Below are 13,479 nucleotides of genomic sequence, written 5' to 3'. Positions count from 1 at the left end.
GTATTAAACCTCGCGTTTGGCGCACATCAGCTCGGCGGTACAGACCACTTCACCATCGACGGTGGCGACACCGGTGAACTTGGCAATACCGCGACGCTCTTTCAGGAACACCACGTCAAGCACCAGCTGATCACCGGGGCCGACCGGACGCTTGAAACGAGCGTTATCGATTGAGGCAAAGTAATAGAGTTCGTTGGGAGACGGCTTGCCCACCATGGTAAACGCCAGAATACCAGTGGCCTGCGCCATGGCTTCCAGGATCAGCACGCCAGGAAACACCGGCTTGGCCGGGAAGTGCCCCTGGAAGATCGGCTCGTTGAACGAGACGTTCTTGATAGCGCGCAGGGTTTTGCGCTCGTCGCTGATCTCGTAGCTTTCCACCTTGTCCACCATCAGGAAGGGATAACGGTGGGGCAGCAGATCCATGATTTCCTGGATACCCAGGCTCTTCTTTTCAGTAGTCAAAACAGTACCCTATACCAATCGTGATTATTCTTGATCCAGCTTCTTCTCAAGCTTGCTCAACCGCTTGTGCATCTCTTCGATACGCATCACCCGGGCGGCGGTCTTGCGCCACTCTTTATTGGTTTGCAGTGGGATGCCGGAAGAGTAGACACCGGGCTCGGTAATGGGTCGCATCACCATGGCCATGCCAGTAATGGTGGCCTGATCGCATATTTCCATGTGCCCGTTAAAGACAGCGGCGCCGCCAATGATACAGTATTTGCCGACCTTGAGACTACCGGCCATCGTGGTCGCGCCCGCGATGGCGGTACCGTAACCGATTTCGACGTTGTGAGCGATCTGGCACTGGTTGTCGATGATGACATTATCCGCGATGCAGGTATCTTCCAGCGCACCGCGGTCTATGGTGGTGCAGGCCCCGATCTCGACCCGATTGCCTATGGTCACACCACCGAGCTGAGGGATCTTGATCCACTCGCCACGCTCATTGGCATAACCGAATCCATCGGCGCCGATCACTGTGCCGGATTGAACCAGACAGTCGGTGCCCATGGTGATGTTGTGATACAGGGTGACGTTGGCCCACAACCGGGAGCGTGCTCCCAGTTGGGTATTTTTGCCAACAAAACAGCCAGGACCTATGCGCACGTCATCCCCCAGCACGACGCCGGATTCGATCACCGCATTGGCCCCGATGGCCACTCTCTCGCCCAGTTGCACGTCAGCCGCGATGACGGCGCTCGGATGGATATCCGTGGCCGGTTGCGGCGTGGTGTCCAGCAGTTGGGCTACCCGGGCAAACCCCACATAGGGGTCGTTGATCACCAGGGCATTGGTGGAACAAAATGGCAAATCCGCTTCTGTAATGAGCACGGCCGTGGCCTTGCTCTGCTCCAGATAATGCCGGTACTTTTTATTGGACAGGAAGGTGATATCCCCCTCCCCGGCCTTTTCCAGTGTCGCTACCTTGCGGATTTCCAGGGTTCCGTCGCCATGGACCTGGGCCCCCAGTTGCTGGGCCAGCTGTGCGAGAGTGAATGCCATCAATTAGTTGCTCTTGCTTACCTGAGAAATAACCTGGGCAGAGATGTCCAGCTTGCTGGCGGCATACGGGGCAGCATTGCGCTCCAGCACCAGATCATAACCATTGCTCTTTGCAATGGATTCGATAGCAGCCTGCACCTTGGTCAGGATCTTGCCGCGCTCTTCGGACTGACGGCGACCGTTGTCCTGCTCGAACGCCTGACGCTTCTGGTTGAACTCCATCTGCAGCTTGGCCAGTTTCTCCTGGCTCTGCTTCTTCTGCTCGGCGCTCATGAAGGCTTCGTCCTTCTTGAACTTCTCGACCAGTTGCTGACCATCGGCTTCCAGCTTCTGCAGCTCACGCATGCGCGGCTCGAATTCACCTTTCAGCTTCTTGGAGACAGCTTCACGCTGGGGCAGCTTTTGGAATACCTCGCCCATGTCAACCACAGCGATTTTGGTCTCGGCCAAGGCGGATCCCATGCCGGCAGCCATCAGTGCAAAACTCAAACCAGCTACTTTCAACGCTTTATTCACACTTACTCCTTGTTCCCTCATGTGAGGGCTACCTGATTTACCCGATTATGCAAGTGGTACCCGGACCGACTTGTTACCTGGTGAGGCACGCAAGCTGCGCGTCCCATCATTGAATACCCCCACCGCATGGGTGGGGGTGCGTCCGTCCTTAGAAGGTACGGCCGATGTTGAATGAGAAGAACTCGGTGCGATCACCCTCGTACTCCTTGAGCGGACGGGCAATCGCGAACACCAGCGGTCCCATGGGGGAAAGCCACTGCAGCGACAGACCCGCCGAGGCACGGTAGTTGGTCGGATCCGAATAGTCGGCCAGATAGTTACAACCACTGAAACAGCGGTTCTTGAACTGGTCATAGTCGAAGGTGGTATCCCAGACAGAACCGGCATCGATGAAGAAGCTGGTCCGCAGCTGAGGCTGATAGGTCTCGGACGCAAACGGCGTCGGCACTATCATCTCGAGGGATGCCACCGCCAGGGCGTTACCGCCCACCGAGCTGTCGGTCCCCTGGATGACGTCATTGCCACTCAGGTTGTAGTAGTAGAGCGCCTTCGGACCCACTGTATTGCTCTTGAAACCACGCAGGGTATCGAAACCACCCGCGAAGTAGTTCTCGAAGAACGGCAAGACGTGGTCATAGTTGCCGTTGCTGCCGTAACCGTTGCCGTAGGAGACGCGGGCCCGGGTCATCAGCACCCACTGGTGATCCGCATCGAACGGGAAGTAGTGCGCGTCTTCGGCGTTCAGCTTGAAGTACTGCAGATCCATACCAGGCACAGTCACCTTGGCGTTCACACGCTGACGGTCACCTGCGGTCGGGAACATCCCCTTGTTGAGGGTAGAACGGGTCCAGCCTGCGGTGACGTCGACGGTGTTGAACGTCATGCGGTTGTCACCATCCTTGTTGTCACTGTAAATCTTCCAGAACTCATCCACCTGCAGATAGGGGTTGGGCTGGGACAGCTTGTTGTTCTCAAGCCCAAGGCTGAAGTCGAGGCGATTGTTCTCGTTGACCGGGAAACCACTGGAGAGGCGGTAGCCGATGGTGGTGTTCTCATAGTCGACTATGTTGGCATCGGCCGCACTGAACTTGTTGTAGTAGAGACGACTACCCAGGCTGACCCCATCCACGGTGAAGTAAGGATCGTTGTAGCTGAGGTCGACGCTCTTGGAGTACTTGTTGGTACTGGCGGAGATACCGATCTTCTTGCCGGTCCCCATGAAGTTGTCCTGCTGCAGGCCCGCCTGCAAGCTCAGGCCCGATTCGGTACCATAGCCCACACCGGCGTTGATGGAGCCAGCTGGCTGCTCCTTGACCTTGAAGTCGAGATCAACCTGATCATCGCTGCCAGGCACCCGCTTGGTGTCCACTTCCGCAGTTTCGAAGAAGCCGAGGCGGTTGAGGCGGGTCTTGGACTGCTCGACGCTGTCGGAGGAGAGCCAGGTGCTTTCCATCTGACGCATCTCGCGACGCAGCACTTCATCCTTGGTGGTGACGTTGCCGCTGAAGTTGATGTTGCGCACATAGACACGGGGACCCGGCTCTATGTTGACGATCAGCTCCACTTCCTTGGTCTTGTCATTGACCTGCGGGAAGGTGACCACTTTCGGATAGGCGTAACCGTAACGGCCGAGGAACTTGGAAAGCACCTCTTCGGTATGGGTTACCTGGCTGGCGGAGTAGATGCCACCCACCTCTATGGGGATAAGGGCCTTCATCTCGCTGCCACGATCGATCATATCGCCCTTGAGCTGAACCCCGGAGACCTTGTACTGGTCCCCTTCCTTGATATTGAGGGTGACATAAACGCCCTTTTTATCGGGGGTCATGGAGACCTGGGTCGACTCCTGGGTGAAGCGGATGTAGCCACGGTCCATGTAGTAGGAGCGCAGGGTCTCGATGTCACCGGCCAGTTTCTGCTTCTGGTAACGCTGATCACCGGTGAAATTCCACCAGGGCACATCATCCTTGAGGGAGAGCTGGGCCAGCAGTTTCTTTTCCGGGAAGACGTTGTTGCCGACTATGTTGATCTGCTGGATCTTGGCCGCTTCCCCTTCCACGAAGGTGAACTTGAGGTCAACCCGGTTGCGCGGCAGCGGAGTGACGATGGCCTTGACCTTGGCAGAGTATTTGCCCACGCCGTAGTAGAAATCTTCCAGACCCTTCTCGAGGGAGCTCAATACGGTGCGATCCAGCGGATCACCCACCCGGATGCCGGAAGACTCCAGACTCTGGGTCAGCTGCTCTTCCTTGATATCCTTGTTGCCTGAAAACTCGATGCTGGAGATGGTCGGCCGCTCCTTGACTGCCACTTGCAGCACCTGACCGTCACGATAAACCCTCACGTCCTCGAAGTTGCCGGAGGAGTAGAGCTTCTTGATAGCGTTGGCCAGGGTCACGGAATCGACGGTATCGCCAACCCGGATCGGCAGGTTCAACAGGGCGGCTCCCAGCGTCACTCGCTGCAAGCCGTCGACCTGGATATCTTGCACCACAAAAGAGGCAGGGGCCGCCTGGGCCAGGAAACTGGCACCCAGCAGGCAACTCAACACCAATGCTTTTTTAACAGCCATTTTGTTCTTATGTGTCCTTGTTGATGCTCTGGCCTCAGAGGCGAGCGAAATCATTAAACAGCGCAATGCCCATCAGTAACATCAGAATGGCGGCGCCGATCCTGAAACCCACTTCCTGAATTTTTTCTGATACCGGTTTACCGGTGACTGCCTCGATGAGGAAGTAGACCAGATGGCCACCATCCAGCACCGGCAGGGGAAACAGGTTGATGATCCCCAGGTTGACGCTGATCAGCGCCAGAAAGCCGAGGAAATAGACCAGACCGTAATCGGCACTGCTGCCTGCGCCCTTGGCAATGGAGATGGGGCCGCTCAGATTATCCAGCGAAACAACGCCACCAATCAGCTTGCCAATCATGTCAAAGGTCAGAGTGGTCAGGCTCCAAGTCTTCTCGGCGCCCTGCCACAGGGCTTGTAAAGGCCCATACTGTAACAGAATTCGATACTCATCCGGTAATGGAACCAGTTGCGGTGACAGGCCGACAAAACCGACCAGCTGGCCCCGCACTTTTTTCACATCCGGGGTCAGGGTCAGGGTCAGCTCGCTGCCCGCCCGCTCCACCACCAGCAGCAGTGGCTGCTCCGGAGACTGTTGCACCTCGAGCACGAATTGGGCCCACTCGGTGACCTCCTGCTCGCCCACCCGCTTGATGCGATCACCGACCAGAATGCCGGCCTTTTCGCTGGCGCTCTTGGGCACGATGGCCTCGACCACGGGCAGAACCTTGCCGCCGAGGGGCACAATCCCCAGGCTGCCGATGGGTGACTCCTTGTCCGGGTCGAACTTCCAGCCATCGAGCTGGAGGGTCTTGTCAACCACATAGCTGGTGTTGGCCGCTTTCAGCTTGAGCTTCATGGAATCATCGCCCAAGTGGCTGATGAGGGCATAGGTCACGCTCTCCCAGTCACCGGTCGCCTTGTCGCCGACACCGACGATCTCCATGCCGGGTTCGATCCCGGCCGCCGCGACTATGGAGGCGGGACGCACCTCCCCCACCACGGGTTTGACGGCAGGGACGCCGATCATGAACATCAGCCAGAGGGCAAACAGGGCAAACACGAAGTTCGCCATGGGGCCCGCCGCGACGATGGCCATGCGTGCCCAGACACTCTTGTGATTGAAAGCATATTGCTCATCACCGGGTTGGAGCTCATCGACCCGGCCATCCAGCATTTTGACGTAGCCGCCGAGCGGGATCAGCGCCAGCACATACTCGGTGCCATCCTTGCCAACCCGACGCCAGATCGCCTTGCCAAAACCGATGGAGAAGCGTTCGACCTTGACGCCACAGCGACGAGCCACCCAGAAGTGGCCGAATTCATGAACCGCAACCAGCAACCCGAGGGCAACGATAAAGGCACCGATGTTCCACAACACGCCGCCCATCAGTCAGCCACCTCGATTTCATGCAGGGTCCGATACCCGAAGGCAAGGATAAAGGCAGCACAATGCCACGAAATACCACTCATCAGCTAAGCTCCTCAATCAAATTGTGAGCACGGGCACGGGCCGCACTATCCAGCGCAATCAAATCATCCAGTGACCCCACGGCAGAACTGCCCAGTGCCGCCATGATGGCCTCATTAACTCTGGCAATATCCATAAAACCGATCCGCTCTGCAAGGAAAGCTGCAACGGCCTCTTCATTGGCAGCATTGAGCGCCGTGGTCGCCGCCTGTCCTTGCTGGCAGGCACTCATGGCCAGCGCCAGGCAGGGATAGCGATCGTAATCGGGCCGGATAAAGCTGAATTCTCCGACACTGAAGAAATCCAAAGGTTCCACCCCAGACTCAACACGACGTGGATAGGCCAGGGCATGGGCGATGGGTGTACACATGTCCGGGTTGCCAAGCTGGGCCAGCACGGAGCCATCCTTGTACTGCACCATGGAATGGATGACGGACTGGGGATGGATCACCACCTGGATCTGCTCGGGCGCCGCATTGAACAGCCAGCGCGCCTCTATGTACTCCAGTCCCTTGTTCATCATGGTGGCGGAGTCCACCGAGATCTTGGCCCCCATTGACCAGTTCGGGTGGGCAATGGCCTGGGCTGGCGTGACATGCGCCAGCTCCTGAATGTTGGTGTAGCGGAACGGGCCGCCGGAGCCGGTCAGCAGTATCTTGCTGATGCCCGCTCCCGCCAGATCGCAGAAGCCGGGCTGACGCTGAATGGCTTCGGGCAGGCACTGGAAAATCGCATTGTGCTCGCTATCGATGGGTAGCAGTTCGGCACCGTACTCGCACACCGCCTCCATGAAGAAAGCACCGGACATCACCAGTGCCTCCTTGTTGGCCAGCAGGATACGCTTGCCAGCGCGCACGGCGGCCATGGTGGGTGCCAAACCCGCAGCACCGACGATGGCCGCCATCACGCTGTGAGCATCGGGATGGGCAGCCACCTCGCACAGGGCTGCCTGACCGGACAGTACGCAGGTCACGCTGCCATGGGCCTTGAGCCGGCCTGCCAGTGTGGCAGCCGCGTCTTCATCCACCATGACGGCGAAACGGGGGGAGAATTCGAGACAGTCGCGCAACATGGCATCCACGCTGCGGGCCGCCGTCAGTGCCAATACCTGCCAACGGCCCGGATTCTGCCGCAGTACCTTGAGGGTGCTCTGACCGATAGAGCCAGACGAGCCCAGGATCACCAGGTTATGCATCAACACTCCCGACTTGCTAACGGATGGATGGAGCCGAAAGCCTTCAAGATCATCAGACTATTCATTAACACTCCTGAACGAGTAACAGACTGACGGAGCCGGACGCTCCCGGGATCATCAGCGAGTGAGGCATCAGAATTCCTGGCTGAGCAACAGATAGCTGAGCAGAAATACCGGCAGGGCGGCCGTCAGGCTATCGATCCGGTCGAGAATGCCGCCATGACCGGGCAGCAGGGTACCAGAATCCTTGATGCCCGCCTCCCGCTTGAACATGCTCTCGGTCAGATCGCCGAGTACGGATGCCAGCACCGCCAGCAGGGAGCAAAACAGCACAATGGCCATCTTGGCGGGCACGAAATCCATGAACCAGGTCACAGCAACGGCCAGCAGGCTGGCAGTAAACAGGCCGCCAAACATGCCTTCGATGGTTTTACCAGGGCTGACGGCCGGTGCCAGCTTGTGTTTGCCAAAGGCCTTGCCAAAAAAGTACGCGCCAGAATCTGCCGCCCAGACCAACCCCATGACGAACAGCAGGATCCAGGACCCCATCATGGGGTCGTGATAGAAGTTGTAACCACGGATAGCCACCAGGGACCAGAAGAAGGGCACCAGGGTCACCAGACCGAACAGGGACTTGAGCCAGATGGACTCTTTCCACAGCTTGGCGCTCTGGGGATAACGCAATACCAGCAATAGCCCCAGCAGCCACCAGCTGCACGCGGTCCAGAGCACACCCATCACCAGCGGGTTCAGATGGGGAGTCCACAGCTGCTCGACCGGCAGCAGGAACAGGCTGGCACCGAGCAGCAGACAGAACACCAGCGGCAACCATTGCTGCGGCTGGGCAGAGACGAAGCCGCTCCACTCGCGGCTGGCCAACAGAAACACCAAGGCTGCCAACAGGGCAAAGAATTTCAACGGCAGAAAAAATAGCGCCCCCAACACCAGGGGAACCAGTAGCAATGCGGTAATAATTCGTTGTTTTAGCAAAAGAAACCTCTCTCTTGGGAGGGGATTTAGCCGGTCTGATGCTCGGCGATCAATTCCCGTATCTGTTCACCCGTACACCCGAAGCGACGCTCGCGGGCAACGAAAGAGGCGACCGCCTCACTGAACTCGGCCTCGTTGAAATCGGGCCACAATACCGGGGTAAAATAGAGCTCTGCATAGGCGAGCTGCCATAACACAAAATTGCTGATGCGATGATCGCCGCCGGTCCGGATCAGCAGATCCACGGGGGGCAGGTCGGCCATGCAGACCTGTCCGGCCAGCAGGGACTCATCAATGGCATCGGCGTCCAGCTCGCCTGCCGCCACGGCACGGGCCAGTTTACGGGCCGCCAGGGCGATATCCCACTGACCACCGTAATTGGCGGCAATATTGAGGGTCAGCCCCTGGTTGTCGGCGGTCAGGGCCTCGGCCTTGGCGATCTTGGCTTGCAAGCGGTCGCTGAAGCGGGCGGTATCACCGATCACCTTGAGCCGGATCCCGTTGCTGTGCAGTTTACTGACCTCACGGCCCAGCACGGTCAGGAACAGCTCCATCAGGGCACTGACCTCCCCTTCCGGCCGCCGCCAGTTCTCACTGGAGAAGGCAAACAGGGTCAACGCCTCTATCTTGGCGCGCGCGGCAAAGGTCACCGCCTCACGAACAGACTTCACGCCCGCCTTGTGACCATAGACCCGCATCTTGCCACGGTTCTGAGCCCAGCGCCCGTTGCCATCCATGATGATGGCCACATGACGAGGCAAGGACGAGTTGGCACAATTACCTAACGCTGCCAAAAGCGACATTCATTTCTCCCACAAAGACAAAAGCGCCGTGCAGGGGCACTACACGGCGCTCGTAATATACCTGTCAGAGACTTAGATTTCCATTAGCTCCTTTTCCTTCACGGCCAGGGCGTCATCCGCCAGCTTGATGAAGGCATCGGTGAGTTTCTGGATCTCTTCCTGGGCACGACGGTCGTCGTCTTCGGAGATCTCTTTGTCCTTGAGCAGCGCTTTCAGGTCGGCGTTGGCATCGCGACGGATGTTGCGCACGGCCACACGGGCACCTTCGGCTTCGGCACGGACGATCTTGGTCAAATCGCGGCGACGCTCTTCGGTCAGCGGCGGCAAGGGCACGCGCAAGGTCTGGCCATTGCTGGACGGGTTCAGGCCCAGATCAGAGGTCAGGATTGCCTTTTCTACCGCCTGGATCATGGAGCGGTCAAAAATGGAGATGGACAGGGTACGAGCATCTTCTGCCACCACGTTGGCCAACTGTTTCAGAGGAGTGGCAGCACCGTAATACTCAACCTGGATACCGTCGAGCAGGCTCGGGTGAGCACGGCCGGTACGGATCTTGGACATCTGGGTCTTGAGCGACTCTACGCTCTTGGCCATACGGTCCTTGGCGTCGTTTTTAATCTCGTTGATCACAGTGGTTTTCCTTTTGGCGAACGAGCCGCCACGCGGCTCGTGTCTATCATATTTATTTGCTGGCGTAATGAATAAGAGCGCCTTCCAGCCTGATCTCTTGCCTTACTTGCCGATGTGGTGGATCAGGGTGCCTTCCGGCTCACCCATGATAACCCGACGCAGCGCACCCGGTTTGTTCATGTTGAACACGCGGATCGGCAGATCATGGTCACGGGCCAGAGTAAAAGCAGCAAGATCCATCACTTTGAGTTCTTTTTCAAGAACTTCATCATAACTCAATTCATGGTACAGCACGGCATCCGGGTTCTTGACCGGATCATCCGTGAATACGCCATCGACCTTGGTGGCTTTGAGCACCACGTCGGCTTCGATCTCGATCCCGCGCAGGCAGGCCGCGGAGTCGGTGGTAAAGAAGGGGTTGCCAGTACCGGCAGAGAAGATCACTACCTTGCCGGCGCGCAGCTGGCTGATGGCCTCGGCCCAGCTATAGGAATCACAAACGCCCTGCAGAGAGATGGCAGACATCAGACGGGCATTCACATAAGCACGATGCAGGGCATCACGCATGGCCAGACCGTTCATGACGGTGGCCAGCATACCCATGTGGTCGCCCACCACGCGGTTCATGCCCGCTTTGGCAAGACCAGCACCACGGAACAGGTTGCCGCCACCGATGACCAGACCGACCTGAACACCCAGCTCAACCAATTCTTTGATCTCTTGGGCCATCCGCTCCAGCACCGCCGGATCAATGCCAAAACCCTCGGATCCTTGCAGGGCTTCACCACTCAATTTCAGAAGAACACGTCTGTATGCAGGCTTGGGATTGGTACTCATGTCACTGATTCCTGGTCATATAAAGACCGCGACATAAGTCGCGGTCTGGGGAAACGGAAAAACCGGTTCGGTTAGGCCTTCTGAGCGGCCGCGATTTGGGCTGCAACTTCAGCAGCGAAATCGGTCTCTTGCTTCTCGATGCCTTCGCCCACTTCGAAACGGGTGAAGGAGACAACGTCAGCGCCTTCTTTCTTCAGCAGCTCGGCAACGGTCATGGAAGGATCTTTCACGAACGGTTGACCAGTCAGGGAAACCTCACCGGTGAACTTCTTCATGCGGCCTTCAACCATCTTCTCGGCGATCTCTTTCGGCTTGCCGGAGTTGATGGCGATGTCGATCTGAATTTCGCGCTCTTTGGCAACGACTTCAGCAGACACGTCTTCAGGCTTGACGAATTGCGGGCTGTTGGCTGCAACGTGCATGGCCAGATCTTTGGCCAGCTCGGCGGAACCACCGGTCAGCTTGGTGATAACACCAATGCGGGAACCGTGAACGTAGGTGCCCAGGTTGTCACCTTCAACCAGCATCACGCGACGCAGGTTCATGTTCTCACCGATCTTGGCGATCAGGTTGGTGATGGTCAGCTCGATGGACTCACCATTGCCGAAATCGGTCGCTTTCAGGGCGTCGACGTCAGCAATTTTCTGGGTCGCAGCGATATCGGCGATCTTCTGGCCCATTGCCATGAAGCTGGCATCTTTGGCGACGAAGTCGGTTTCGCTGTTCAGCTCGATCATGGCAGCAATGTTGCCTTCGGTACGGGCGAAAATCACGCCTTCAGCAGCGATACGGCCTGCTTTTTTGGCGGCTTTGGCCTGACCGGATTTGCGCATGTTCTCGATTGCCAGCTCGATATCACCAGCAGCTTCTTCCAGTGCTTTTTTGCAATCCATCATGCCAGCAGCAGTGCGCTCGCGCAGTTCTTTTACCAGGGCGGCAGTAACGTTAGCCATGTCCAGTATCCTCGGTCTTGAATTGACAAGAAACAGGGGCCACAAGGGCCCCTGCTAACCAATTACATCAGCTTGGTTAATAAGGGCTTTTCAGTCCTTATCAATTACTCAGCTTCAACGAAGCCATCTTGTTCGGCTTGAACAACGATGTCCTGAGCGCGAGCTTCCAGTACGGTGTCAGCAGCAGCATTCAGATACAGCTGTACGGCACGGATAGCATCGTCGTTACCCGGGATGACGTAATCAACGCCGTCCGGGTTGGAGTTGGTATCAACGATGGAAACTACCGGGATACCCAGGTTGTTGGCTTCTTTGATAGCGATGTGCTCGTGGTCGGCATCGACAACGAACAGCACGTCAGGCAGGCCGCCCATGTTCTTGATACCACCCAGGCTCTTCTCCAGCTTGTCCATTTCGCGAGTACGCATCAGCGCCTCTTTCTTGGTCAGCTTTTCGAAGGTACCGTCTTGGCTCTGGGTTTCCAGATCTTTCAGGCGCTTGATGGACTGACGAACGGTTTTCCAGTTGGTCAGCATGCCACCCAACCAGCGGTGGTTGACATAGAACTGGTCGCAACGACCGGCGGCATCTTTTACGGCTTCAGACGCGGCACGCTTGGTACCTACAAACAGTACCTTGCCCTTCTTGGCAGCTACGGAGCTGATGAAGTTCATGGCATCGTCAAACATCGGAACGGTTTTTTCCAAGTTGATGATGTGAACCTTGCTGCGGGCACCGAAGATGTAGGACTTCATTTTCGGGTTCCAGTAACGAGTCTGGTGACCGAAGTGAACGCCGGCTTGCAGCATGTCGCGCATAGAAACTTTAGCCATTTTATACCTCTGTATTGGGGTTAGGCCTCCACACATCCCATGTAACCGACCCCAAAGGGGCACCCCGGTACAGGTGTCGATGTGTGTGTGTTATTAAGTAAGGGTGATGAAATGCGGACGCAAGTTCCCCATTCCGGCGCGCTTTATACCATAACTTTGGCCAGGACACCACCGGCCGGAGTGCTAAAAATGGATCCCTCTGCTGGATGCCAGACAGAGGATTTGACGTTGTGATGACAATCACACTGGAAGTAAACGGGGGTTGGGGATAAAATTTTGGCCTGATTGCAAACGCATCTATTTTTCATTACCTGATTGTTGGGCATCGACCGTATGCGCAGTCAGGCCCCAAGAGAGATCCCATGTCCATTAAAATCAAGACACCGGAAGAGATTGAAAAGATGCGCGTTGCCGGCCAGCTGGCCGCCGATGTGCTAATCATGATAGCCCCCCACGTCAAGGCTGGCGTCACCACCGACGAGCTGAACACCTTGTGCCACGACTATATTGTCGACGTGCAGCAGGCAATCCCGGCCCCGCTCAACTACCACGGCTTCCCCAAGTCCATCTGCACCTCGGTGAACGACGTCATCTGTCACGGCATCCCCAATCACAAGAAATTGCGGGAAGGGGACATCATCAACCTGGACATCACGGTCATCAAGGATGGCTTCCACGGCGACACCTCCGCCATGTTCATCGTGGGTGAGACCACACCGCTGCGTCGCCAGCTGTGCAAGGTTGCCCAGGAGAGCCTGTATGCCGCCATCAAGCAGGTGCGGCCCGGCATGTGCATCACCGAGATAGGCGCCCTGATCCAGCCCATCGTCGAGAAGGCCGGCTTCTCCGTGGTGCGCGACTACTGTGGCCACGGCATCGGCAGCGAATTCCACGAGGAGCCGCAGATCCTGCACTACCGCAATGGCGGCAAGCTGGAGCTCAAGCCGGGCATGTGCTTCACCATCGAACCCATGGTCAACAGCAAGAAGTATCACTGCAAGGTCAACCCGAAAGATGGCTGGACCGTGACCACCAAGGATGGCGGCGACTCCGCCCAGTGGGAGCATACCCTGCTGGTAACCGAGGATGGCTGCGAGGTGCTCACCCTGCGCCCCGATGACACCATCGAGCGTGTTATCCGCCACGTTTGATATTCAACCCCGGCCACACGCC

13 protein-coding genes are annotated in these 13,479 nt (G+C 57.3%); 1 reads left to right on the top strand and 12 read right to left on the bottom strand.

Going from position 1 to position 13,479, the window contains the following annotated elements; all coding sequences use genetic code 11:
• Positions 1 to 3: 3 nt before the first annotated feature.
• The 12 genes from fabZ to rpsB all read right to left on the bottom strand — a co-directional run bounded on the left by fabZ (position 4) and on the right by rpsB (position 12,306).
• Positions 4 to 465: a 3-hydroxyacyl-ACP dehydratase FabZ gene (fabZ, locus tag BN1129_RS17145; RefSeq protein ID WP_042038166.1), complete on the bottom strand. Its 462-nt coding sequence runs from the start codon at positions 463 to 465 to the stop codon at positions 4 to 6.
• A gap of 24 nt (positions 466 to 489) precedes the next feature.
• A complete protein-coding gene (gene lpxD, locus BN1129_RS17140; protein WP_042038365.1) occupies positions 490 to 1,509 on the bottom strand; it encodes a UDP-3-O-(3-hydroxymyristoyl)glucosamine N-acyltransferase in 1,020 nt (339 codons plus the stop codon).
• 3 nt (positions 1,510 to 1,512) lie between these two features.
• On the bottom strand, positions 1,513 to 2,025 hold the full coding sequence (locus tag BN1129_RS17135) for an OmpH/Skp family outer membrane protein (RefSeq protein ID WP_042038165.1): 513 nt from the start codon (positions 2,023 to 2,025) through the stop codon (positions 1,513 to 1,515).
• 148 nt (positions 2,026 to 2,173) lie between these two features.
• On the bottom strand, positions 2,174 to 4,597 hold the full coding sequence (bamA, locus tag BN1129_RS17130; RefSeq protein ID WP_042038164.1) for an outer membrane protein assembly factor BamA: 2,424 nt from the start codon (positions 4,595 to 4,597) through the stop codon (positions 2,174 to 2,176).
• Between the two features lie 34 nt (positions 4,598 to 4,631).
• Positions 4,632 to 5,984, bottom strand: coding sequence for a sigma E protease regulator RseP (gene rseP, locus BN1129_RS17125; protein ID WP_042038162.1), 1,353 nt, complete (start codon positions 5,982 to 5,984; stop codon positions 4,632 to 4,634).
• Positions 5,985 to 6,066: 82 nt separating this feature from the next.
• Complete coding sequence (gene ispC, locus BN1129_RS17120; protein WP_042038160.1) at positions 6,067 to 7,260, bottom strand: 1-deoxy-D-xylulose-5-phosphate reductoisomerase; 1,194 nt, start codon at positions 7,258 to 7,260, stop codon at positions 6,067 to 6,069.
• A 132-nt stretch (positions 7,261 to 7,392) separates the two neighbouring features.
• On the bottom strand, positions 7,393 to 8,250 hold the full coding sequence (locus BN1129_RS17115; protein ID WP_042038158.1) for a phosphatidate cytidylyltransferase: 858 nt from the start codon (positions 8,248 to 8,250) through the stop codon (positions 7,393 to 7,395).
• Positions 8,251 to 8,276: 26 nt separating this feature from the next.
• Entirely contained in the window at positions 8,277 to 9,053 is a 777-nt protein-coding gene (uppS, locus tag BN1129_RS17110; protein ID WP_042038156.1) for a polyprenyl diphosphate synthase, read from the bottom strand.
• A 72-nt stretch (positions 9,054 to 9,125) separates the two neighbouring features.
• Complete coding sequence (gene frr, locus BN1129_RS17105) at positions 9,126 to 9,683, bottom strand: ribosome recycling factor (protein ID WP_042038155.1); 558 nt, start codon at positions 9,681 to 9,683, stop codon at positions 9,126 to 9,128.
• 102 nt (positions 9,684 to 9,785) lie between these two features.
• A complete protein-coding gene (gene pyrH / locus BN1129_RS17100) occupies positions 9,786 to 10,520 on the bottom strand; it encodes a UMP kinase (protein WP_042038153.1) in 735 nt (244 codons plus the stop codon).
• A 71-nt stretch (positions 10,521 to 10,591) separates the two neighbouring features.
• Positions 10,592 to 11,473: a translation elongation factor Ts gene (gene tsf, locus BN1129_RS17095; protein ID WP_042038148.1), complete on the bottom strand. Its 882-nt coding sequence runs from the start codon at positions 11,471 to 11,473 to the stop codon at positions 10,592 to 10,594.
• 104 nt (positions 11,474 to 11,577) lie between these two features.
• A complete protein-coding gene (rpsB, locus tag BN1129_RS17090) occupies positions 11,578 to 12,306 on the bottom strand; it encodes a 30S ribosomal protein S2 (RefSeq protein ID WP_005312073.1) in 729 nt (242 codons plus the stop codon).
• 362 nt (positions 12,307 to 12,668) lie between these two features.
• Between rpsB and map the strand changes: the two genes are divergently transcribed.
• A complete protein-coding gene (map, locus tag BN1129_RS17085) occupies positions 12,669 to 13,457 on the top strand; it encodes a type I methionyl aminopeptidase (RefSeq protein ID WP_042038146.1) in 789 nt (262 codons plus the stop codon).
• Positions 13,458 to 13,479: the final 22 nt, after the last annotated feature.

Origin of the sequence: Aeromonas popoffii (assembly GCF_000820025.1) — a bacterium.
Taxonomy (GTDB): Bacteria; Pseudomonadota; Gammaproteobacteria; order Enterobacterales; family Aeromonadaceae; genus Aeromonas; species Aeromonas popoffii.
The sequence above is the reverse complement of the archived record's forward strand: the minus strand, read 5'-3'. Positions and strand labels throughout refer to the sequence as shown.